At 62.2% G+C, this 21796-nt stretch carries 18 protein-coding genes and 1 pseudogene; 5 read left to right on the top strand and 14 right to left on the bottom strand.

All coding sequences use genetic code 11. The features are described from left to right. Position 1 precedes the first annotated feature (1 nt). Together AC1MEK_RS06915 and AC1MEK_RS06910 are read left to right on the top strand one after the other, a co-directional pair. Positions 2 to 1426, top strand: a complete 1425-nt coding sequence (locus tag AC1MEK_RS06915) for a gamma-aminobutyraldehyde dehydrogenase (protein WP_480395519.1) — start codon at positions 2 to 4, stop codon at positions 1424 to 1426. A gap of 127 nt (positions 1427 to 1553) precedes the next feature. Continuing rightward, positions 1554 to 3032 carry an APC family permease gene (locus tag AC1MEK_RS06910; protein WP_480395518.1) on the top strand — a complete coding sequence of 493 codons (1479 nt, stop codon included), beginning with the start codon at positions 1554 to 1556 and terminating at the stop codon, positions 3030 to 3032. Positions 3033 to 3194: 162 nt separating this feature from the next. On the opposite strand, the gene AC1MEK_RS06905 is transcribed toward AC1MEK_RS06910, so the two are convergent. The 3 genes from AC1MEK_RS06905 to AC1MEK_RS06895 form a co-directional block, all read right to left on the bottom strand. Then, complete coding sequence (locus AC1MEK_RS06905; RefSeq protein ID WP_480395517.1) at positions 3195 to 4301, bottom strand: NADH:flavin oxidoreductase/NADH oxidase; 1107 nt, start codon at positions 4299 to 4301, stop codon at positions 3195 to 3197. 85 nt (positions 4302 to 4386) lie between these two features. Further along, positions 4387 to 6102 (bottom strand): single-stranded-DNA-specific exonuclease RecJ, encoded by a 1716-nt coding sequence (gene recJ / locus AC1MEK_RS06900; protein WP_480395516.1) that lies wholly within the window; start codon positions 6100 to 6102, stop codon positions 4387 to 4389. A gap of 64 nt (positions 6103 to 6166) precedes the next feature. Continuing rightward, positions 6167 to 6709, bottom strand: a complete 543-nt coding sequence (locus AC1MEK_RS06895; RefSeq protein ID WP_480395515.1) for a YaeQ family protein — start codon at positions 6707 to 6709, stop codon at positions 6167 to 6169. A 296-nt stretch (positions 6710 to 7005) separates the two neighbouring features. On the opposite strand from AC1MEK_RS06895, the gene AC1MEK_RS06890 reads away from it, so the two are divergent. Continuing rightward, positions 7006 to 7896, top strand: a complete 891-nt coding sequence (locus AC1MEK_RS06890; protein WP_480395668.1) for a TIGR02285 family protein — start codon at positions 7006 to 7008, stop codon at positions 7894 to 7896. Positions 7897 to 8072: 176 nt separating this feature from the next. Here AC1MEK_RS06890 and AC1MEK_RS06885 read toward each other — a convergent pair whose 3' ends face one another. The 11 genes and pseudogenes from AC1MEK_RS06885 to ffh form a co-directional block, all read right to left on the bottom strand. Next, on the bottom strand, positions 8073 to 8369 hold the full coding sequence (locus tag AC1MEK_RS06885; protein WP_480395514.1) for a DUF3509 domain-containing protein: 297 nt from the start codon (positions 8367 to 8369) through the stop codon (positions 8073 to 8075). Positions 8370 to 8591: 222 nt separating this feature from the next. Then, a pseudogene (locus AC1MEK_RS06880) lies at positions 8592 to 10667 on the bottom strand (transporter substrate-binding domain-containing protein); the annotation flags it as partial. 163 nt (positions 10668 to 10830) lie between these two features. Further along, positions 10831 to 12240 carry a threonine synthase gene (gene thrC / locus AC1MEK_RS06875; RefSeq protein ID WP_480395513.1) on the bottom strand — a complete coding sequence of 470 codons (1410 nt, stop codon included), beginning with the start codon at positions 12238 to 12240 and terminating at the stop codon, positions 10831 to 10833. 49 nt (positions 12241 to 12289) lie between these two features. After that, positions 12290 to 13594 (bottom strand): homoserine dehydrogenase, encoded by a 1305-nt coding sequence (locus AC1MEK_RS06870; RefSeq protein WP_480395512.1) that lies wholly within the window; start codon positions 13592 to 13594, stop codon positions 12290 to 12292. Positions 13595 to 13669: 75 nt separating this feature from the next. Next, entirely contained in the window at positions 13670 to 14410 is a 741-nt protein-coding gene (gene dsbC / locus AC1MEK_RS06865; protein ID WP_480395511.1) for a bifunctional protein-disulfide isomerase/oxidoreductase DsbC, read from the bottom strand. Between the two features lie 169 nt (positions 14411 to 14579). Further along, entirely contained in the window at positions 14580 to 15476 is an 897-nt protein-coding gene (gene xerD / locus AC1MEK_RS06860; RefSeq protein ID WP_480395510.1) for a site-specific tyrosine recombinase XerD, read from the bottom strand. A gap of 230 nt (positions 15477 to 15706) precedes the next feature. Continuing rightward, positions 15707 to 16057, bottom strand: coding sequence for a 50S ribosomal protein L19 (rplS, locus tag AC1MEK_RS06855; protein ID WP_480395509.1), 351 nt, complete (start codon positions 16055 to 16057; stop codon positions 15707 to 15709). A 43-nt stretch (positions 16058 to 16100) separates the two neighbouring features. After that, complete coding sequence (trmD, locus tag AC1MEK_RS06850) at positions 16101 to 16853, bottom strand: tRNA (guanosine(37)-N1)-methyltransferase TrmD (RefSeq protein WP_480395508.1); 753 nt, start codon at positions 16851 to 16853, stop codon at positions 16101 to 16103. Positions 16854 to 16856: 3 nt separating this feature from the next. Next, positions 16857 to 17393, bottom strand: coding sequence for a ribosome maturation factor RimM (gene rimM / locus AC1MEK_RS06845; protein WP_480395507.1), 537 nt, complete (start codon positions 17391 to 17393; stop codon positions 16857 to 16859). Between the two features lie 5 nt (positions 17394 to 17398). Then, a complete protein-coding gene (rpsP, locus tag AC1MEK_RS06840) occupies positions 17399 to 17650 on the bottom strand; it encodes a 30S ribosomal protein S16 (RefSeq protein ID WP_480395506.1) in 252 nt (83 codons plus the stop codon). A gap of 249 nt (positions 17651 to 17899) precedes the next feature. Then, positions 17900 to 19276 carry a signal recognition particle protein gene (gene ffh / locus AC1MEK_RS06835; RefSeq protein ID WP_480395505.1) on the bottom strand — a complete coding sequence of 459 codons (1377 nt, stop codon included), beginning with the start codon at positions 19274 to 19276 and terminating at the stop codon, positions 17900 to 17902. Between the two features lie 268 nt (positions 19277 to 19544). Here ffh and AC1MEK_RS06830 point away from each other — a divergent pair, with 268 nt between their 5' ends. Both AC1MEK_RS06830 and AC1MEK_RS06825 read left to right on the top strand, forming a co-directional pair. Next, complete coding sequence (locus AC1MEK_RS06830; protein WP_480395504.1) at positions 19545 to 20357, top strand: cytochrome C assembly family protein; 813 nt, start codon at positions 19545 to 19547, stop codon at positions 20355 to 20357. A gap of 12 nt (positions 20358 to 20369) precedes the next feature. Further along, the gene (locus AC1MEK_RS06825; protein WP_480395503.1) at positions 20370 to 21608 is read left to right on the top strand and encodes a CNNM domain-containing protein; all 1239 of its coding nucleotides are present in this window, start codon (positions 20370 to 20372) and stop codon (positions 21606 to 21608) included. The last annotated feature ends 188 nt before the right edge of the window (positions 21609 to 21796 follow it).

Genomic DNA, 21796 nt, shown 5'->3' with positions numbered 1-21796 from the left:
GATGCAAACCAAACTGCTGATCAACGGCCAACTGGTCGCCGGTGACGGTCCCGCGCAGCCGGTGTTCAACCCCGCGCAGGGTCGGGTGCTGGTGGAAATCAACGAAGCCACCGAAGCCCAGGTCGACACCGCCGTACGTGCCGCCGATGCCGCATTCGAAAGCTGGTCACAGACCGCGCCGAAAGACCGCTCGCTGCTGCTGCTCAAACTCGCCGACGCCATCGACGCCAACGCCGAAGAGCTGGCGCGCCTGGAGTCGGACAACTGCGGCAAGCCCTATCACGCGGCCTTGAACGACGAACTGCCGGCCATCGCCGACGTGTTCCGTTTCTTCGCCGGCGCCAGCCGCTGCATGGGCGGCTCGGCAGCGGGCGAATACCTGCCGGGGCATACCTCAATGATCCGCCGTGATCCGGTGGGCGTGATCGCCTCCATCGCGCCGTGGAACTACCCGCTGATGATGGTGGCCTGGAAAATCGCCCCGGCGCTGGCCGCCGGCAACACCGTGGTGCTCAAGCCGTCCGAGCAGACCCCGCTGACCGCGCTGCGCCTGGTGGAACTGGCCAAAGACATCTTCCCCGCTGGCGTGCTCAGCCTGGTGTTCGGCCGAGGGCAGACCGTTGGCAACCCGCTGGTCACCCATCCGAAGGTGCGCATGGTGTCGCTGACCGGCTCCATCGCCACCGGCTCGCACATCATTTCCAGCACCGCCGACAGCGTCAAACGCATGCACATGGAGCTGGGCGGCAAAGCCCCGGTGATCATCTTCGACGACGCCGACATCGATGCAGCGGTCGAGGGCATTCGCACCTTCGGTTTCTACAACGCCGGCCAGGACTGCACCGCCGCGTGCCGCATCTACGCGCAGAAAGGCATCTACGAGAAATTCGTCGAGAGGCTGGGCGCAGCGGTCAGCACCATCAAGGTCGGCCAGCAGGATGACCCTGAAACCGAACTGGGCCCGCTGATCACCGCCCAGCATCGCGACCGCGTGACCGGTTTCGTCGAGCGCGCCATCGCCCAGTCCCACACCCGTCTGGTGACCGGCGGCAAGGCCATCGAAGGCAATGGTTTCTTCTTCCAACCGACGGTCATCGCCGACGTGCAGCAGGACGACGAGATCGTCCGTCGCGAAGTGTTCGGGCCGGTGGTGTCGGTGACCCGGTTCGAGGACGAAGCCCAGGTGCTGGGCTGGGCCAACGATTCGGACTACGGCCTGGCGTCGTCGGTCTGGACCCAGGACGTGGGCCGCGCCCACCGGCTGTCAGCGCGCCTGCAGTACGGCTGCACCTGGGTGAATACGCATTTCATGCTGGTCAGCGAAATGCCCCACGGCGGGCAGAAGCTGTCCGGGTATGGCAAGGACATGTCGATGTACGGGCTGGAGGATTACACGACCGTGCGGCATGTGATGTTCAAGCATTAACGATCGGCCTGGCTGATCGTCCTCACCGGCAACGGCTTTAAAACAATAACCACCGACCCTGGCTGGCCCTGGCGGCACAGCCACGGGTTCGGCCATCCAAAATCTGCCGATTTTCTGGAGCAACATCATGAGCAGCGTTCCCGTTCCACCGGCCGCCGACCACGACGCCGAGCAACTGAGAAAACTGGGTTACACCTCCAACTTCAACCGCAGCATGAGCCTGTGGGAAAACTTCGCGCTGGGCTTCACCTACCTCTCCCCGGTCGTCGGCGTCTACACGCTGTTCGGCCTGTGCCTGGCCGCAGGCGGGCCACCGATGTTCTGGGCCTACCTGCTGGTGGGCATCGGCCAGATGCTGGTGTGCCTGGTGTTCGGCGAAGTGGTCTCGCAGTTTCCGATTTCCGGCGGCGTCTACCCTTGGGCGCGGCGCCTGGTAGGCAAGCGCTGGGCGTGGATGGTCGGCTGGATCTACTCCATCGCCCTGTGCGTGACCATCGCCGCGGTGGCCGTCGGTGCAGGGCCGTATCTGGCGGCCATGATGGGTTTCGAGCCCAGCGCCAACACCAATATCGTCATCGCCCTGGTGCTGACGCTGTTCGCCACGCTGGTCAACCTGAGCGGCACCAAGGTGCTGTCGCGCATCGCCATGTTCGGCTTTCTCTGCGAACTGATCGGCGCGGTGCTGGTGGGCGGTTATCTGCTGCTGTTCGAACGTCATCAGCCACTGAGCGTGCTGTTCAACACCTTCGATATCCGCATCGACGGCTCGTACCTGCCGGCCTTCCTCACCGCGTCCCTGGCCGGGATGTTCCTGTACTACGGCTTCGAAGCCTGCGGTGACGTGGCCGAAGAAACGCCCAACCCGAGCAAAAAGATCCCCCGCGCCATGCGCATGACCATCTGGATCGGCGGCGCCGCGGCGATGTTCGCCTGCCTGGCGCTGATCCTCGCGGTGCCAGACATGACCGCCGTGATCAACGGCACCGACAAGGACCCGGTCACCACCATTCTCAGCAACGCCTTTGGCGTGACCGGCTCGAAAGTGGTGATGGCGATTGTCATGGTCTCGTTCATCTCCTGCGTCATCAGCCTGCAGGCCGCCGCCAGCCGCCTGCTGTACGCCTACGCCCGGGATGAAATGATCGTCGGCAGCGCACAGCTCAAACGCATCTCGCCGCAGACCCAGGTCCCGATCACCGCGCTGTTCGTCTCCGGCGTGCTGCCCGCGATCATCATCTGCCTGGGCTTCGTCCTGCAGGACGCCGTCGCCACCATCGTCAGCTTCGCCGCCATCGGCATCTACCTCGCCTTCCAGATGATCGTCCTCGCCGCGCTGTACGCCCGCATCAAAGGCTGGGTGCCGAGCGGCCAGTTCAGCATGGGCAAGTGGGGCCTGCCGGTGAACATCGGCGCGCTGGTCTACGGCGTGCTGGCCATCATCAACATGGCCTGGCCGCGCACCCCGGACGCCGCCTGGTACATCAATTACTCGATGGTGGTGACCACCGTGATCGTGATCGGCCTGGGCCTGGTGTACATGTGGATCGGCCGCCCGTACGACCACGGGACCGCGCCGGCTGGGGATGCGTGGAAGCCCCGGAGTTGAAGCCCCCGCAGCAGCACGGCTTGCCGGCGGGGCTTTTTTGAAAACGCTATCAGCCGTAGGAGCGAATTCATTCGCGAAGCAATGGGTCGGGCGACACATCTGCGTCGCCTGACCCATCTTTCGCGAATGAATTCGCTCCTACAGGGGGTCACCATGTCCCGTTCAATCGCGCAGATCGGACTCGTGGATCGGTTGATCGCGATGGGTCGCGCGCTGGTATTGCGCGGGCCATACCGCGTTGCGGCCGCCCAGGTCGTCGTCGGCGTGCAGTGCCCAGTACGGGTCACGCAACAGCTCGCGGGCGAGCAGAATCAGGTCGGCCTGGCCGGTGCGCAAAATGGTGTCGGCCTGGAAGGGTTCAGTGATCATGCCCACCGTGCCCGTGGCGATGCCCGACTCGCGGCGCACGCGCCCGGCGAACTCGGTCTGGTAGCCGGGGCCTACGGGAATCTCGGCATTGGCCGCCGTGCCGCCCGAGGACACGTCGATCAGATCCACGCCCAACGTTTTCAGCCGCTTGGCCAGTTCCACGGTTTCGTCCGGGTTCCAGCCGTCTTCCACCCAGTCGGTCGCTGACACCCGCACGAACAGCGGCAGCTCTTCGGGCCAGACCTTGCGCACGGCCTCGGACACCTCCAGCGTCAGACGAATGCGGTTCTCGAACGAGCCGCCGTATTTGTCCTGGCGCTGATTGCTCAGCGGCGAGAGAAACTGGTGCAGCAGGTAGCCGTGGGCGGCGTGGACTTCCACCACGGTGAAGCCTGCGACCAACGCGCGTTTGGCGGCGTCGACAAAGGCCTGGATCACTTGCTGGATCTGCGCTTCATCCAGCGGCGTCGGCGGCGTGTGTTGTGGGTCGAAGGCGATCTTCGAAGGGCCCCACGGCGTCCATCCGCCCTCTTCGGGCTTGATGCTGCCGTGCTTGCCCAGCCAGGGCCGATGGGTACTGGCCTTGCGCCCGGCATGGGCCAGCTGAATGCCGGCCACGGCACCCTGGGCAGTGATGAATCGGGTAATGCGTTGCAGCGGCGCGATCTGCTCGTCGTTCCAGATGCCCAGATCCTGCGGGGTGATGCGACCGTCCTGGGTCACGGCAGCGGCTTCGGTGAAAATCAGCCCGGCGCCGCCGACGGCACGGCTGCCCAGGTGGACCAGATGCCAGTCATTGGCCAGCCCGTCGGCGCAGCAATACTGGCACATCGGCGAGACCACGATGCGATTGCGCAGGGTCAGTTGGCGCAGAGTATAGGGTTCAAGCAGCAGGCTCATGGGCACCTCTCAGGTCGATTCTCAGGTTCCTGTTCGTTATGAACACTGAGGTTAGTCGACAACCCGAGAGACGCGCAGGTTCCTGTCAGCGCGGCGAGATATGCGCCACCATCAGCTGCACGGTCTCGTTGCCGCGAAACTCGTTCAGATCGAGCTTGTAGGCCAGTTCCACCCAGCGGACGGTCGGGTTGGGCCACACGTCGCGATCGACGCCAAAGGCGATGCCGTCGAGTTTCACCGTGCCGCATTCGGTCTTGAGTACCATCTTCAGATGCCGCTCGCCGACCACCCGCTGCTCCACCAGCTGGAACACCCCGTGAAACAGCGGTTCTGGAAAGTGCTGGCCCCAGGGACCTGCATTGCGCAGGGCACGGGCCAGTTCCAGGTGAAACTCCTCGACCGCCAGCGTGCCGTCCGACAGCAGGCGGCCCGTCAGGTCTTCTTCACTGAGCTGGCGACGCACTTCGGCATCGAAGGCCTCGGCGAACGCCGGGAAGTTGGCCTCGGGCAGCGACAGCCCGGCCGCCATGGCGTGGCCGCCGAACTTGCTGATCAGTTCGGGATGTCTGGCCGCCACCGCATCCAGTGCGTCGCGGATATGAAAACCCGGCACCGAGCGCGCCGAGCCTTTCAGCACGCCCTCGCCCGCACTGGCAAAAGCGATGGTCGGACGGTGATACCGCTCCTTCAGGCGCGAAGCGAGAATCCCGATCACGCCCTGATGCCATTCCGGTTCGAACAGGCACAGGCCGAACGGCATCGACTCCACCGGCAGGTCCTTGAGCTGGGCCAGCGCTTCACGCTGCATGCCCTGCTCGATGGATTTGCGATCCTGATTGAGCTCATCCAGCTGCACGGCCATTTCCCGCGCCAGGCTTTCGTCATCGCAGAGCAGGCATTCGATGCCCAGGCTCATGTCGTCCAGCCGGCCGGCGGCGTTCAGGCGCGGCCCGAGAATGAAGCCCAGATCCGTGGAGGTGATGCGCGACGGATCGCGCCGGGCCACTTCCAGAATCGCCCGCAGCCCAGGCCGCGCACGCCCGGCACGAATGCGCATCAGGCCCTGGTGCACCAGAATCCGGTTGTTGGCGTCCAGCGGCACGACGTCGGCCACGCTGCCCAGCGCCACCAGGTCCAGCAGGTCGCCCAGATTCGGTTGAGCCCGGCCGTTGGCCTCGAACCAGCCCTGCTCGCGCAGCCGCGCACGCAAGGCCATGAGCACGTAAAACATCACGCCGACCCCGGCCAGCGCCTTGCTGGGGAAGGTGCAGCCCGGCTGGTTGGGGTTGACGATGGCGTCGGCGGCAGGCAACTCATGGCCCGGCAAATGGTGGTCGGTGATCAGCACCGGCAGGCCCGCCGCCTTGGCCGCCGCAACGCCTTCGACACTGGAGATGCCGTTGTCCACGGTCATCAGCAGGTCAGGCCGGCGCTCCAGCGCGACACCGACGATTTCCGGGGTCAGGCCGTAGCCGTACTCGAAGCGATTGGGCACCAGGTAGTCGACGTGGGCCGCGCCCAGCAAACGCAAGCCCAGCACACCGACCGTACTGGCCGTGGCGCCGTCGGCGTCGAAGTCGCCGACGATGAGAATCCGCTGGCGTTGCTGCAGGGCCGTCACCAGCAGGTCCACCGCTGCGTCGATGCCCTTGAGCTGCTGATATGGAATCAACCGCGCCAGCCCCTTGTCCAGTTCCTCCTGTGACACCACACCCCGTGCGGCGTACAGGCGAGTCAGCAGGGGCGGCAGATCGCCGAGAAATGGCAGGGTGTCGGGCAACTGGCGTGGTTCGATGCGCATGCGGGTTCCGCTGATGTTCTTCTAGTCGAGCAGGTTAGGCGTGGTGTGGCGATCAAGCGACCAATCAGCCGCGTTCACCGGTCAGCCACTGCAATTGGACCTCATGCTGGCCGCGATCGTCGGTGACGAACACCGTGCCCTCGCTGATCATCACGTCCCACTTGATCGCCCGGGGCATGTCTTGGGCCAGGGTCTCCAGCACCTCTTGCGGCACGGCAGCGATGTTGACGTTCTTCAGCGCCTTGGCAGCAGGCACCACCTTGCCTTCCCACACCCGCAGGCTGCCGTAGGCCAGCAGGCTGGTGCGCTCGGCACGGCGCGAGCACCAGGTCAGGCGCTCGATGTCCGGCTGGCCGACTTCGATCCAGTGCAGCACGCGATCATCCAGGCTCTTTTCCCACAGCGCCGGTTCGTCGACTTCCGACAGACCGCGACCGAACGACAACTGCTCGTTGTACCAGAGCGCGTAGGCCAGCAGGCGCACGGCCATGCGTTCCTCGGTTTCGGAAGGGTGGCGGGCGATGGTCTGCTTGACGCTCTCGTAGACCCCGCGATCGAGGTCGGTGAGGTTCAGTTCGAATTTGTAGGTCGTGGACGGCTGGGCCATGGACGGGCTTCTAAAGACTGGAAAGGCGCCAAGTCTACCCGATGCCCGGCGATTGAACGACCGGGCCGTACAGCTTGGCGCGCGATCAGGGCAAATTCATCAGCCAGACACGCCTCGTGATGCTTTACTCAAGCTTGGGTGACGAGTGTTAAACAAATGAATCACAACGCCGATACCTTGGTGCGAGACCCTCTAGCATGACGTACACAGCGCGGCCGGTGGCGACAGCCGGCCTGGGTGATCAGGGTTGCGCCAGCGTGGGCAGCCGCCAGCTTTTTCGGGATTTACATCGACGGATGGTCAATCGTTCCCCGCAGCGCCAGAGAGCCGGGCTTCTGGCGCTGCTCCTCACATCGGCATTGAGCGCGACGCCCGGCACAGTACAGGCCAAGGAGACGCTGACTTGGCTGCTGCGTGATTTTCCGCCGCTGACGATCTTCTCCGGCCCCCAGGCCGGGCAAGGGGCCATTGATAAAATGATGCCCGAGCTGATCGCGCGCATGCCCGAGTACAACCACCAGATCATGCATGTGAACCGCGCCCGCGGCACGCAGATGTTGCAGGACCCGGACGTGTTCGCCTGTGACCCCACGCTGCTGTGGACCCCGGAGCGGGACAAGACCATTCTGTTTTCAATCCCGACCTACGCAACGCCCGGCAACGGCGTGACCATCGAGCGCAGCAACCACGGCCGGTTCGCGCCCTACCTCACCGAGGACGGTCATCTGGACCTGGCCGCCTTGCTGGCCAGCAACACCGTCAAGATCGGCATCGTCGGCGAGCGCAGTTACGGCCCGGTGATCGACAAGGTGATCCGTGCCGCCAACCCCGATAACCTGATCCTGCACTATGGCAACGCGGCGGTGGGCAGCATGCTGCAGATGGCCCGTATGGACCGTTTCCAGGCCATCATCAGTTACTGGCCCGAAGCGCGATTTCATGCGCAGCAGCAGAAGATTCCACTCAACGAGCTGGAGTTCTTCCCGGTCAAGGACGCGCCCAAGTACCAGTTCGCCCACATCGGCTGCTCGAAAACCGAGAAAGGCCGCGCCGCCATCGAAATCATCAATCGCGAGATGCGCACGCTGCGTACCACCAGGCTCATCGGTTTCTATGCCGAGTGGATGGTGAAGAAAGAGGAATATCTGCGCGATTCCAGGACGTTCTTCGACGAGCCCGATAACTGACTGGCCATCTGCACTTAACGCCAGGCAAAAAGAAACCCCGAGCAGCGGGGAGACTACTCGGGGTCAACCGTGGTCCATCTTGGACCCGTACGGCAGGCAGCAAAAACACCGGAGCACAATGCCTGCACCTGCCGTAATGGATAGGAGCCTATCGGATCGATAAGGTTCCGCAACCGTTAGCCAAATGCCCGACCAGCGGCAAAGGCGCCGGACTGCGAAGCATTGCGCATGGCCGCGATCACACAGGGCTCGATACGCCCTTCTGCCACCATCAGATCACGGTGCAGGCCATCGACCACATCGGTCAGCTGGCGTTTGTCACACAGTTGAGCAGCGGAATAGACACGTTCGATCACGATCGCACCGGCTGCATTTCTCAGCGTCACCAGACGCTCTCCATTCACACCGGCAGCCCCGAGGGTTGCCAGATACGGCGCCAGGGCTTCGCTGAGCATCAAGCTGATATTTTCCATATGGATCCCCGCTCAAGAGGTTGAATGCAAAGGTGCTTATCAATGACCACCGGCAAACGCACAAAGTTCGTATGGCCGTGGCCGGGGTGACTGCGCCCTACCCGTTCACGGGAGCATGCCTGTGTTATGTGACAGACAGAATTCGCCTCTGCTCCCCCAGACGCAGAGCGTCTTGAACGTCCTGGCATCGGCCAGCGACCGTCAAGTATCGACGCTCTCAGGCCTTTCGCGCCGTGTCAGCTCGCGCTCCAGACGCCTGTGCTCGGTGACATCCACCCAGCCACCCAGCAGCCCTTGCAATTGCCCCGTCGCGCTGTAGAACGGCACAATCCACTGCAAAACGTCCACCTGCCGACCAGAGATGACCAGGCTGCGATCGGCGAAAACCGCCTCCTCGCACTGCAGCAATTTCATGTATTCCCCGTGTATCTCTATCGCCATTGCCTTGGGGATCAATTCGATATCGATCAGCCGACGACCGTTCATCTGCTCAAAGCTGAGGCCCAGGCTTTTCTCGTAGCTGCGGTTGCAGCAGATCAGGCGACCGGTCAAATCCCGTGCGTAGATCGGATTGGGGATACCGTCGAACAGCGCACGCTGAAAGGCCAACTGGTCACTCAGTTGTGCTTCGGCATGCATGCGTTGATGGATGTGGACCCTGAGCCGAGCGCTCCAGACCAGCGACACCAGCCCCACGAGCAACGCCGCCGCCAGCGTCCCGTAAAGCCAGGCGGGAATGCGAGCCAGTAAAGAGGGCTGAGCCGCCCCCGCACCCAGCCACTTCATGCGAATCGCCCGCATCTCGGCCACCGGAAATTCGTCCAGCGCCTTGTTGAGAATGCCCAAAAGCTCCGGCTGGCCCTTGACCACCGCCAGACGATCGGGGGACCACATGCCCTCAACACTGCGGCCGATCTTCAGCTGTCCCGGTGTCGTCGCTGCCGCCCCCGCCTCGTTCTGAATCGCTGCCGCCGCTTCGCCGCTTTCGACCAGCGCTCGGGCATCCTGGTAGGTCGGGACGAGCTTGAGCCTGATCTGCGGATGATGGGCCTTTAAGAATGGCAACAAGGCATGACCTATCGGCATCGCCAATACCCTCCCGGACAACTCCGCCAGTTTCACCGGTGATGTTCGATCGTGGCGAACCACAAAAACCCAGGTATTTCCGCCATAGGCATAACTGAAGTCCAGAAACGCCCGGCGCTCGGTCGATTCTGCGAGCGTGGTATTCATGTCCGCAGTACCGTTGCGAAGTGCATCGATCGCAGCCTGCGTAGTGGGCATCTCTTCATGCACAAATGTCAGGCCTGTCATGTTTCCAATACGGCTGAGCACATCGACATTGAGGCCTGTCCACTGACCGGTATCGTCCCTGTAGATGTAGGGTCGGTGCACAGTGGAGGCGACCCGCACCTGCGGATGACGGCGAATCCATGCTTGCTCGTCGGGACTGAGGCGGATGCGCTGTCTCTGCACATCCGCTCCCAGCCCGCTGGTCCAGCGACCCAGAATTTCACGGACAGCCGACTCATCGATGCCGATCAACGCCCGATCAAGCAACTCGAGCAGCTTGGGGTCGTCCTTGCGCAAGGCGAAAGAAAATCCCGATACCGGTAAACGGCTGTCGAACCGGATTTGCAATCCCAGATAGGAACGCTGGGCGATGTAGGCGCGAGCGATGACTTCGTTGACAATCATGACGTCGGCGTCCCCCTGCTCCAGCGCTTCCATCGCGCTGTAGAGGGTCGGTGCCAGAATGACGGTGCTATCCGGATAGGCGCGCTCCACAGCCTTAATGTCGACGTATCCCTCCTGCACGATGAGCCGCTTGCCAACCAACGCGGTGGTCAGGGAAAAATCGCTGCCACGCCCCACCACCACCGTTCGATCCGGCAGGTACTCACGGCTGAACGCCAGCCCGTCGATCGCTCGCTCGTAACTGTTGGTGCTGGTCAAGACATCTACGCGGCCAGCCAGCAGCGCCTCCACCATCTCCTCAGGACTGGCGAACCCCGTGATTTGCACCGGCAAGTCCAGCTTCGCACTGATCAGGTTCAGGTAATCAGCACTCAGGCCCTGATAGCGATTGCGATCAGTGGTGATGTCGATGGGTTCGTAACCGGCGATGGCTATGCCGACCCTGAGCACCTTGCGCTGGTCCAGCCACTGCCGGTCCGGGCTGTCCAGTTGCAGCGGCTTCTGTTCGAGAAAGGGAGGCCCGAGGCTGAACGCCAGCGTGTTCGCCGCGTTCGCGTTCTGGGTCAGGGCACAGGCGAGCGTCAGCAAGACGCAAAGCATGTACCGAAGCGTTCGGATCTGGACGGGCACTCCCTGCTTGTCCATGTTCATGTTTGCTACCACCACTTGGTTATCTGCAATGTCGAGAATTGCGCCAGTGTGGCATGCACGAACAAGAAGGCCCGCGGGTGGGCGGGCCTTAAGTTGTTACACGGAGCGACGGTTACAGCGGCTTGCCGCGGTTGCCGTGCTGGCTGACGAAGGCCTGCATGGCTTTGAGGTCGTTCGGCAACACCGTGCAACGTTCGTCACGCTCAAACAAATCAGACAAATGTGCAGGCAGTTCGAGTGCTTTTCCTACACCGGCTTTTTGCACCGCTTCCGGGAATTTGACCGGATGCGCGGTGCCCAGCACGACCATAGGCGTGTCGAGGCTGCGACGGCAGTCGCGCGCGGCCTTCACCCCGATGGCGGTGTGCGGGTCGAGCAGCTCGCCGGTGCTGGCGAACACTTGCGCGATGGTCTCGCAGGTCTGCTCGTCGCTGACGGCCAGGGAGTCGAACAGCTTGCGAGTTTCAGTCCAGCGGTCTTCCTCGACGCTGAAACCGCCACCTTTCTTGAAGGTTTCCATCAGCTCGGCGATGGCTGCGCCGTTGCGGCCGTGCATGTCGAACAGCAGGCGCTCGAAGTTGGACGACACCATGATGTCCATCGACGGCGACAGGGTCGCGTGCAGGGTTTCCTTGACGTACTGGTTGCCGCTCATGAAGCGGTGCAGGATGTCGTTGCGGTTGGTGGCGACGATCAGCTGGCTGATCGGCAAGCCCATGTTGCGCGCCAGGTAGCCGGCGAAGATGTCGCCGAAGTTGCCGGTCGGCACCGAGAACGCCACCGAACGCGCCGGGCCGCCCAGCTGCAGCGCCGCGTGGAAGTAGTAAACGATCTGGGCCATGATCCGCGCCCAGTTGATCGAGTTCACCGCTACCAGGCGCGTGCCCTTGAGGAAGCTCTGGTCGGCGAAGCTGTTCTTGACCATTTCCTGGCAGTCGTCGAAGTTGCCTTCGATGGCGATATTGTGGATGTTGTCGCCGAAGATGGTGGTCATCTGGCGGCGCTGGACATCCGAGACACGGTTGTTCGGGTGCAGGATGAAGATGTCGACGTTTTCGCAACGACGGCAGCCTTCAATGGCGGCAGAACCGGTATCACCGGAAGTGGCACCGATGATGACCACGCGCTCGCCGCGCTTTGCCAGCACGTAGTCGAGCAGGCGACCCAGCAGCTGCAGGGCGAAGTCCTTGAACGCCAGGGTCGGGCCGTGGAACAGCTCCATCACCCACTCGTTGCCGTTCAACTGACGCAGCGGCGCCACGGCGTTGTGGGCGAACACGCCGTAGGTTTCTTCGAGGATCTTCTTGAAGTCGGCATCCGGAATGCTGCCGGTGACAAACGGGCGCATGACCCGGAAGGCCAGCTCGTGGTATGGAAGGCCTGCCCAGGACGCGATCTCTTCCTGGGTGAAACGGGGCAGGTTTTCCGGAACGTACAGACCGCCGTCACTGGCGAGGCCCGCCAGCAGCACGTCTTCGAAATTCAGGGCCGGCGCCTGGCCGCGAGTACTGATATAGCGCATTTTTTCAAACCTTCGGTTCGAGCGGCGAGCTGCACGCTCGCCGCTGCTTTTAGTTCAGATGTTCGACGCGGATGCGAACCACAGGGCCTGCAACGCCTTCCAGCGCTTCCAGGGCGGCGATGGCATCGGTGATGCGCTGCTCGACCACGCGGTGGGTCAGCAGGATCATCGGCACCAGACCGTCCTGTTCCTCGGCTTCCTTCTGCATGATCGACTCAATGTTGATGCCGCGCTCGGACAAGATGCTGGCCACCTGCGCCAGAACGCCCGGGTGATCCTTGGCCTGGATGCGCAGGTAGTAGGCGCTCTCGCAGGCTTCGATCGGCAGAATCGGGTGAGCCGACAGCGAGTCCGGCTGGAAGGCCAGGTGCGGCACGCGGTTTTCCGGGTCGGTGGTCAGGGCACGAACCACGTCCACCAGGTCGGCGACCACGGACGATGCGGTCGGCTCCATGCCGGCGCCAGCGCCGTAGAACAGGGTCGAACCTGCGGCATCGCCGTTGACCATCACTGCGTTCATCACGCCGTTGACGTTGGCGATCAGGCGATCGGCCGGGATCAGCGTCGGATGCACGCGCAGCTCGATACCTGCCGGCGTGCTGCGAGCCACGCCCAGGTGCTTGATGCGATAGCCCAGCGCCTCGGCGTAGTTGACGTCAGCGGTGGTCAGGCGAGTGATGCCTTCCGTGTACGCCTTGTCGAACTGCAGCGGAATACCGAACGCGATGGACGCCAGGATCGTCAGCTTGTGGGCTGCGTCGATGCCTTCGACGTCGAAGGTCGGATCGGCCTCGGCGTAACCCAGCGCCTGGGCTTCGGCCAGGACGTCCGGGAAGGTACGGCCCTTCTCGCGCATTTCGGTCAGGATGAAGTTGCCTGTACCGTTGATGATGCCTGCCACCCAGTTGATACGGTTGGCCGACAGGCCTTCACGAATGGCCTTGATCACCGGAATGCCACCCGCCACCGCTGCTTCGAATGCAACGATGACGCCCTTCTCGCGGGCTTTGGCGAAAATTTCGTTACCGTGAACAGCGATCAGTGCCTTGTTGGCAGTGACGACGTGCTTGCCATTGTCGATGGCCTTGAGCACCAGTTCGCGCGCGACGGTGTAGCCGCCGATGAGCTCGATGACGATGTCGATTTCAGGGTTGCTGGCCACCTCGAAAACATCGGAGGTGGTCGGGGTACCGGTAATCTGGCAATTGGGGTTTGGCGAACGCATGGCAATTTGCGCCACTTCGATTCCACGCCCGGCACGGCGGGCGATTTCCTCGGCGTTACGCTTTAGCACGTTGAAGGTACCGCCACCGACGGTACCCAGCCCACAGATGCCTACTTTGACCGGTTTCACTATGAACTCCCCATGAAACGGCAGGCCCGGGGCCCGCCGTGAAACAGCCGCAATACAGTGCGGCTAACTGTCTGTTTACTTGGCGCTGAGCGCCAGTTTGGCGACTTGCGGCGCCGGCTGGTAGCCCGGAATCACCTGGCCATCCGCCAGCACGATGGCCGGCGTGCCATTTACACCGATCGACTGGCCGATTTCGAACTGTTTGGTAACCGGGTTATCGCACTTGGGCGCCTTGATATTCTTGCCGTCGACCATGCGGTCCATGGCGTCGCGACGGTCCTTGGAGCACCACACCGCCTGCAGCTGTTCGTCACCCGGCGAGCCCAGGCCCTGACGCGGGAACGCCACGTAGCGCACTTCGATGCCGCGCTTGTTCAGCTCGGGCACTTCGCCGTGCAGTTTGTGGCAGTACGGGCAGGTGGTGTCGGTGAACACGGTGATGTGCGATTTGGTTTCGCCAACCGCCGGGTAAACCACCATCTCGGCGGTCGGGATGCCGTTGATGGTCTTGGAAATCGCCAGACGCTCGACCTTCTCGGTCAGGTTGACCGGCTTGCCGCCCTGGATCTGGTACAGGTTGCCCTGCATCACGAACTGGCCGTCGGCGCTGGCATAGAGCACGCGGCCGCCCTTGAGGTTGACTTCGTACAGGCCGTTGAGCGGGCTGCTGGAAATGCTTTCGACAGGAATCTCCAGATTCAGCGATTCCAGGGTCTTGCGGATGGCCTTGTCAGACGCTTCGTCAGCGTGGGCGAACAGGCTCAAGGTGCTGGCCAGCGCTACGACGGCAGCGCCAATAATACGAGTCACGCGCATGAAAACTCCTAGGGCGGTGAGCAGACGGGCGAAAGGTGGAAAACGTGAGGCACCCGCGGCGCCGGAAAGTTTTCGCCGCTCCGATCTGCGAAACCGGCAAAGCCTACCACATAAGGCTCGCAAGACCGACGCCGAGTGACGTAGGACACGTCGTAAATTGCCCGGAGCGTTATCCGCGCGGGTGGTGTTTGGCGTGCAGGTCCTGCAAGCGGGCGCGCGCGATGTGGGTGTATATCTGAGTGGTCGACAGATCGCTGTGCCCCAGCAGCATCTGCACAACGCGCAGGTCGGCGCCGTGATTGAGCAGATGGGTGGCAAAGGCATGGCGCAAGGTGTGGGGCGACAGGGATTTGCCGATCCCGGCGACCTTGGCCTGCAGCTTGATCCGGTGCCAGAACGTCTGCCGGGTCATCTGTTCGCCGCGCAGACTGGGAAACAGCACATCGCTGGGGCGGCCATTGAGCAGTTCCTGTCGGGCGTCGCGCACATAGCGTTCGACCCAGACGATCGCCTCCTCGCCCATGGGCACCAGCCGCTCCTTGCTGCCCTTGCCCATGATGCGCAGCACGCCCTGACGCAGGTTGACCTGCTCCAGCGTCAGGCTGACCAGTTCGGTGACCCGCAGGCCGCACGCATACAAGACCTCCAGCATGGCGCGGTCGCGCTGGCCGATGGCTTCGCTCAGGTCGGGCGCTGCCAGCAAGGCCTCGACATCGGCTTCGGACAGCGACTTGGGCAGCGGCTTGCCGAGCTGCGGCATGTCGACCTGCAAGGTGGGGTCAGTGGAAATCAGCTTCTCGCGCAGCAAATAACGATAGAAACCGCGCACCCCCGACATCAGTCGCGCCGTGGAGCGTGCCTTGTAGCCGTTGTCCACGCGCCAGGCCAGATGATCGAAAATCGCCCCGCGCTCGACCTTCATCAGGTCGATACCGCGCTCCTGCAGCCAGCCGTTGAACAGGGCCAGGTCGCTGCGGTAGGAATCGCGGGTGTTGTCCGAAAGGCCTTTCTCCAGCCACAGGGCGTCGAGAAAGCGGTCGATCATGGGGTGGTCTAGAGCGGGCATGGGATGAGTCTTGAGAGAAAAACGACGGGCAGTTTTTCATATCTGCGCTGCCGGTACAAAACCGCCGACCTGTAGGAGCGAATTCATTCGCGAATGGCCGGTACATCCGACGCCTCTCTGTCAACCAAGCAATTTTCGCGAATGAATTCGCTCCTACAGGTCGAACCCTTTTGTACAGGCAACAAAAAAGCAGCCCGAAGGCTGCTTTCTTTTGCATCGAAGAACCGGAATTAAACCAGTTTTTCCTTGATGCGAGCTGCTTTACCCGACAGGTCGCGCAGGTAGTACAGTTTGGCCTTGCGAACGTCGCCGCGACGTTTCACAGCCATGCTGTCGATTTGCGGGCTGTAGGTCTGGAAAGTACGCTCAACGCCAACACCGTTGGAGATTTTACGAACAGTGAAAGCACTGTTGATACCACGGTTACGCTTGGCGATTACAACGCCTTCGAACGCCTGCAGACGAGCGCGATCGCCTTCCTTCACTTTAACCTGAACGACGATGGTGTCGCCCGGGGCAAAAGGAGGGATCTCTTTGGTCATCTGCTCTGCTTCGAGGGCCAGAATGATTTTGTTTGTCATGTTGTGCTCCTAAGGTAAATCGGTCGGATCTACCATCGATACGTTAACTATCGTCCCGCTCGCGGAGGTATTCCGCCAGCAGCTTGTTCTCTTCTCCAGAAAGCGAGCGCCTTTCCAGAAGATCGGCACGTCGTTCGTAGGTCCTGCCTAAGGACTGCTGCAAACGCCAACGCCGGATATGTGCGTGATTGCCACTGAGCAACACGTCGGGAACACGCTGATCCGCATACACCTCAGGTCGGGTGTAGTGCGGGCAATCGAGCAGACCATCCGTGAAGGAATCTTCCTCCGCAGAGTCCGCATGCCCTAAAGCTCCGGGCAGCAGTCGTGTAACCGCATCGATCAGGACCATGGCCGGCAGCTCGCCGCCAGACAACACGTAATCCCCTATCGACCACTCTTCATCGACATGCGCTTCAATGAAACGCTCATCAATGCCTTCGTAACGACCGGCAATCAGGATCAGTGCCTGCTCCTGCGCCAGTTCGCGCACCGCAGCCTGTTCCAGCTTGCGGCCTTGTGGCGACAGGTAAATCACCTTCGCCGCATCCCCGGCTGCCTGCCTGGCCTGAACCAGGGCATCTTCCAGGGGCTTGATCTTCATCACCATGCCAGGGCCACCGCCAAACGGGCGATCGTCCACAGTGTGATGCCGATCCGTGGTGTAGTCCCGCGGATTCCAACAGGCGAGCTGCAACAGCTCCTGTTTCACCGCACGGCTGGTAATGCCGTATTCGCTGATGGCGGAAAACATCTCGGGAAACAGCGTGATGACTTCTATGCGCAGGCTGGCCATTGCTTAGAAATCCGCGTCCCATTCCACCTTCATCTCGCCTGCAACCAGGTCGACGGCCAACACGCATTGCGCCGTATAGGGCAACAGGCGTTCGCGATCATCCAGACTGCCTGCGCAGGGCTTGACCACCATTACATCATTGGCGCCGGTTTCCAGAAGATGATCGATTTTCCCGAGCAGTTGCCCAGGGCCGTCGATGACCTTCAGACCTTGCAGCTGGTACCAGTAGTACTCGCCGTCGGTCAATTCAGGGAGCAGGTTGCTTGGCACGCAGATCTCGTAACCGGCCAGAAGACGCGCTTCTTCACGATCATCAAGACCCTTGAGCTTCGCGACCAGGAACTTGTCGGTTCCCCGCCCGCTGACCAGCTCGACCTGTTTCACATTGCCTTCGCGCTTGAGCGTCCAGGTTTTGTACTTCAACAGGTTTTCAGTCGGATCAGTAAAGGAATAAACCTTCACTTCGCCGCGAACGCCATGTACCGAATAAATCTTGCCGATGACGATCAGATCGTCGGCAGAAGCTGGCGTCGCGTTCATATTGCTCAGGCCGCAGCCTTGGCATTTTCCTTCAACAGCGTGGCAACGCGGTCAGAAGGCTGTGCACCAACGGAGAGCCAGTAGTTCAGGCGCTCTTGGTTCACGGACAGACGGATTTCCTGACCACGGGCAACCGGGTTGAAGAAACCGATTTGCTCTTTGTGAGAACCGTCGCGTGGGTTGCGGCTGTCGGTCACAGTCAGGTGGTAGAACGGGCGCTTCTTGGAGCCGCCAAGGGCCAGACGGATTGTTAGCATTGAACAATTTCCTGTAGTCGGTGCTGCAAATCTAAGGTGCACGGACGGGCACGGGTGCCCGAAAGGCCGCATATTCTAAGGAATATCCGGACTTTTGCAAATGACTTTTTCGGGAACACGCCGCCCGGGCTACTCGAGATCTGCCATGAAGCCGCCATTGCTGACGGCCGGTAAGTGCCTGCGCGGGCAGGCCAGTGGGAGGTCATCCCAAAGAAAGCCGCGCGAAAGCAGGCTTTCGCGCGGTATGAATCACATCTTGGGCATGCCGCCGCCGGGCATCATGCTGCCCATGCCACGCATCATTTTGGCCATGCCGCCTTTGGTGGAAAACTTCTTCATCATCTTCTGCATCTGCTTGTGCTGCTTGATCAGACGCCCGATGTCCTGCACCTGAGTGCCCGAGCCCAGGGCGATGCGGCGCTTGCGCGAACCGCTGATCAGCTCCGGGTCGCGGCGCTCGGCCGGGGTCATGGAGTTGATGATGGCTTCCATCTGCTTGAACTGTTTTTCCGCGGCGTTTTGCGCGTTGCCCATCTGGGCCAGGTTCATGCCGCCCATGGTCGGCAGCTTGTCCATGAGCCCGCCCAGGCCGCCCATGTTCTTCATCTGTTGCAGCTGATCACGGAAGTCTTCGAGGTCGAAGCCCTTGCCCTTCTTCAGCTTCTTGGCCAGTTTGTCGGCCTTTTCCTTGTCGAGGGTCTGTTCGGCCTGCTCGATGAGGCTGAGCACGTCGCCCATGCCCAGGATGCGCGAAGCGATACGGTCGGGGTGGAACGGCTCGAGCGCGTCGGTCTTCTCGCCCATACCGATGAACTTGATCGGCTTGCCGGTGATGGCACGCACCGACAGCGCGGCACCGCCACGGGCGTCACCGTCGACCTTGGTCAGAATCACGCCGGTCAGTGGCAGTGCATCGCCGAACGCCTTGGCGGTGTTGGCAGCGTCCTGACCGGTCATGGCGTCGACCACGAACAGCGTTTCGGCGGGCTTGACCGCGGCGTGCAGGGCCTGGATCTCGCCCATCATCTCGGCGTCGACGTGCAGACGACCCGCGGTGTCGAGGATCACCACGTCGATGAATTTGAGTTTGGCTTCCTTGATCGCCGCTTCAGCGATCGCCACCGGCTTCTGGCTGATGTCGGACGGGAAGAAGGTCACGCCGATGTCGTTCGCCAGGGTTTCCAGCTGCTTGATGGCCGCAGGACGGTAGACGTCCGCCGACACCACCATCACGCTCTTCTTCTTGCGCTCCTTGAGGAATTTCGCCAGCTTGCCTGCCGTGGTGGTCTTACCCGCACCCTGCAGACCGGCCATCAGCACGACGGCGGGCGGCGCGACGTTGAGGGTCAGCTCTTCGTTGGCCGCCCCCATCATCTCTTCGAGTTCGGCCTGGACGATCTTCACGAACGCCTGGCCCGGCGTCAGGCTGCGCGACACCTCGGTGCCGACCGCGCGTTCCTTGATGCGGTTGACGAAGTCCTTGACCACCGGCAGCGCGACGTCGGCTTCGAGCAGCGCCATACGCACTTCACGCAGTGTGTCCTTGATGTTGTCCTCGGTCAGTTTGGCCTTGCCGGTGACCTGGCGCAGCGTCTGTGAGAGACGATCTGTCAGATTTTCAAACATGCGTGATCCTTCGGGTTCGCGTCGAACCCCGGTTGGTGCGGCCGCCCTGTTTGCGTGTTGCGCATGAACACGGTGCTTTTCCTATATATAAGAAGAACCTATATAGACGTTGCGCAAACAGCGCTCGGCGAGCCTGTGGCTTGAGCAGGTCGCGGATTATAGCGAAGAGTCCGGCGCGCGGACACCATGACGTCTGCTTCTGTGGTCTTTCGTGTACTGGCGGTTCTATGCCAAACTCAGCGGCTTTCGGGCACGCCCTTCAGGATCTATGTTTCCCTTGCCTCCGAGTTTGCTCTTCAGCCTCGCCGCCGCCGCTCTGTATGCCGCTGCGACCCTCTATCAAGGTACTCGCCTGCGTCAGGGCAGGAAGGCCGACAAATGGCTGCTGTGCCTGATCGGCACCCTCGCCGTCGCCTGCCAGGCCAGCGCGCTGTTCAGCCAGTTGGTGCGCCCGATCGGGCTGGGCCTGGACTTCTTCAGCGCCGCCAGCCTGATCGCGGTGGCGGTGATCATCGTGACCATGCTCGCCTGCATCCGCATCCCGGTGGAAATCCTGCTTATCCTGTTGTTCCCGCTGGGGCTGCTGACCACCCTGATGGCGCAGTTCGCGCCCACCGGCACGCTGCAGCCGATCATCGGCGAGCAGGGGCTGATCGGGCATATCCTGCTGTCGATCCTGGCCTACGGCATGTTCACCATCGCGGTGTTCCAGGCCTTGCTGCTGCTGTTGCAGAACCATCAACTGAAGAACAAGCACCCCTCGGGGCTGATCCGCAGCTTCCCGCCGCTGCAGACCATGGAAAGCCTGCTGTTCGGCTTCCTCTGGGCCGGCTGGACGCTGCTGTCGATGTCGCTGATTTCCGGCTGGCTGTTCGTTGAAAACCTGTTCGCCCAGCACCTGGTGCACAAAACGCTGCTGTCGATCCTCGCCTGGGTCGTGTTCAGCGTGCTGCTGTGGGGCCGCACGCGCCTGGGCTGGCGCGGGCACAAGGCGATTCGCTGGACGCTGGGCGGCTTTCTGCTGCTGATGCTGGCCTACTTCGGCAGCAAACTGGTCCGCGAATACATCCTGCACATCTGACGGGCGCCGCTCATGGACAACCTGCCTATTGGCACGATGCTGGCGATCTTGGCCCTGCTCACGCTGTGGTCGGGGCTGATGACCGCCGTGGAAGCCGCCCATCACAACCTGCGTGCCGTGCGGGTCAATCCCCGCTCCACCGAACCGCCCAAACCTGTGCTGGCGTTCAACCTCAACAGCCTGATTCTCGGCAACACGCTGCTCAAGGTGCTGATCACCGTGCTCGCCACCCTACTGGCTGTGGCCCAGTGGTACTTTCATGGCGCCCTGATCGCCTGGATCGTGGTCGCCAGTGCGCTGGTGATCGTCACCGAATTCATTCCGCGCAAGCTCGCGTCCCGCCGCCCCGAAGCCATCCTGATGCTGGGCAACAGCGTGCTGCGCATCCCGATGCGCCTGCTGCGGCCGCTGACCTGGATCTACAAGAACGTCGCCAAACTGCTGCTGCGCCCGTTTCTGTCCAAGCGTCGACCGGACACCGCCAGCGATGACGATGATCTGGGCGCTACGTCGTACCAGGACAGCGAAAATCCGTTTGGCCGCGCTCAGGTCATTTCCGGCATCCACGCGCTGGACAGCATGACCGTCAACGACATTCTGGTGCCGCGCAGCGAAGTGGACGGCATCAACCTGGACGACAGCATCGAAGAAATCGCCGACCAGCTGATCATCTCGCGCCACACCCGGCTGCCGGTCTATCACAACGACATCAACCAGGTCGAAGGGGTGCTCAACACCCGCATGATCAGCCACCTGCTGCCCCGCGGCCAGCTGACCAAGGAAGCACTGAAGGCGGCCTGCTACGAGCCTTACTTCGTGCCGGAAAGCACCCCGCTGCAACTGCAACTGCTGAACTTCCACAAGCAGCAGCGGCGCATGGGCGTGGTGGTGGACGAATACGGCGAGGTCCTGGGCATCGTCAGCCTGGAAGACATTCTCGAAGAGATCGTCGGCGAATTCGAAAGCGAGCAGTCGCTGGACAACCCGCATATCCACCCGCAGCCCGACGGCCGCCTAGTGGTCGAGGGCGCCGCCTCGATTCGCGACCTGAACAAGAGCCTGGGCTGGCACCTGCCGGCGGACGGGCCGAAAACCCTCAACGGCCTGATCACCGAAGCCCTGGAAACCATTCCCGACAGTTCGGTGTGCCTGAAGATCGGCCCGTACCGTTTGGAAACGCTGGAAACCGAAGACAATCGCGTCACCCGCGTGCTGATGTGGCAGAGCACCCGGGCCAAACCCTCGATTTAAAGCAGCGCAGCGTGTCTGAAACACTTGTTTACACGCTGACGCCCTTCCTATAATCGAACCGCTTACCCAGCCCCGCCGACCCGCGTGCTACCCGCACACCGCGAGCGTCGGCCAGTCACTCAGCCTGACGTCTGTTCGCCACACCTGCGGCGCCCGCTCCCATCCCGAGCCCGCCCCACGCCTGCACC

It is taken from the genome of Pseudomonas sp. 2, from assembly GCF_056627435.1.
Note: the sequence above shows the minus strand (reverse complement) of the source record. Positions and strands in the feature narration are given on the sequence as shown.

Excerpts from the sequence above, each read along its gene's own strand:
- rplS (WP_480395509.1), bottom strand. The coding sequence starts at position 16,057 with ATGACAAACAAAATCATTCTGGCCCTCGAAGCAGAGCAGATGACCAAA.
- xerD (WP_480395510.1), bottom strand. The coding sequence starts at position 15,476 with ATGCCCGCTCTAGACCACCCCATGATCGACCGCTTTCTCGACGCCCTG.
- AC1MEK_RS06915 (WP_480395519.1), top strand. The coding sequence starts at position 2 with ATGCAAACCAAACTGCTGATCAACGGCCAACTGGTCGCCGGTGACGGT.
- AC1MEK_RS06895 (WP_480395515.1), bottom strand. The coding sequence starts at position 6,709 with ATGGCCCAGCCGTCCACGACCTACAAATTCGAACTGAACCTCACCGAC.
- trmD (WP_480395508.1), bottom strand. The coding sequence starts at position 16,853 with ATGGCCAGCCTGCGCATAGAAGTCATCACGCTGTTTCCCGAGATGTTT.
- AC1MEK_RS06885 (WP_480395514.1), bottom strand. The coding sequence starts at position 8,369 with ATGGAAAATATCAGCTTGATGCTCAGCGAAGCCCTGGCGCCGTATCTG.
- AC1MEK_RS06905 (WP_480395517.1), bottom strand. The coding sequence starts at position 4,301 with ATGAGCCTGCTGCTTGAACCCTATACTCTGCGCCAACTGACCCTGCGC.
- AC1MEK_RS06830 (WP_480395504.1), top strand. The coding sequence starts at position 19,545 with ATGTTTCCCTTGCCTCCGAGTTTGCTCTTCAGCCTCGCCGCCGCCGCT.
- rimM (WP_480395507.1), bottom strand. The coding sequence starts at position 17,393 with ATGAACGCGACGCCAGCTTCTGCCGACGATCTGATCGTCATCGGCAAG.
- recJ (WP_480395516.1), bottom strand. The coding sequence starts at position 6,102 with ATGCGCATCGAACCACGCCAGTTGCCCGACACCCTGCCATTTCTCGGC.
- AC1MEK_RS06890 (WP_480395668.1), top strand. The coding sequence starts at position 7,006 with ATGGTCAATCGTTCCCCGCAGCGCCAGAGAGCCGGGCTTCTGGCGCTG.
- thrC (WP_480395513.1), bottom strand. The coding sequence starts at position 12,240 with ATGCGCTATATCAGTACTCGCGGCCAGGCGCCGGCCCTGAATTTCGAA.
- AC1MEK_RS06910 (WP_480395518.1), top strand. The coding sequence starts at position 1,554 with ATGAGCAGCGTTCCCGTTCCACCGGCCGCCGACCACGACGCCGAGCAA.
- rpsP (WP_480395506.1), bottom strand. The coding sequence starts at position 17,650 with ATGCTAACAATCCGTCTGGCCCTTGGCGGCTCCAAGAAGCGCCCGTTC.
- ffh (WP_480395505.1), bottom strand. The coding sequence starts at position 19,276 with ATGTTTGAAAATCTGACAGATCGTCTCTCACAGACGCTGCGCCAGGTC.
- AC1MEK_RS06825 (WP_480395503.1), top strand. The coding sequence starts at position 20,370 with ATGGACAACCTGCCTATTGGCACGATGCTGGCGATCTTGGCCCTGCTC.
- dsbC (WP_480395511.1), bottom strand. The coding sequence starts at position 14,410 with ATGCGCGTGACTCGTATTATTGGCGCTGCCGTCGTAGCGCTGGCCAGC.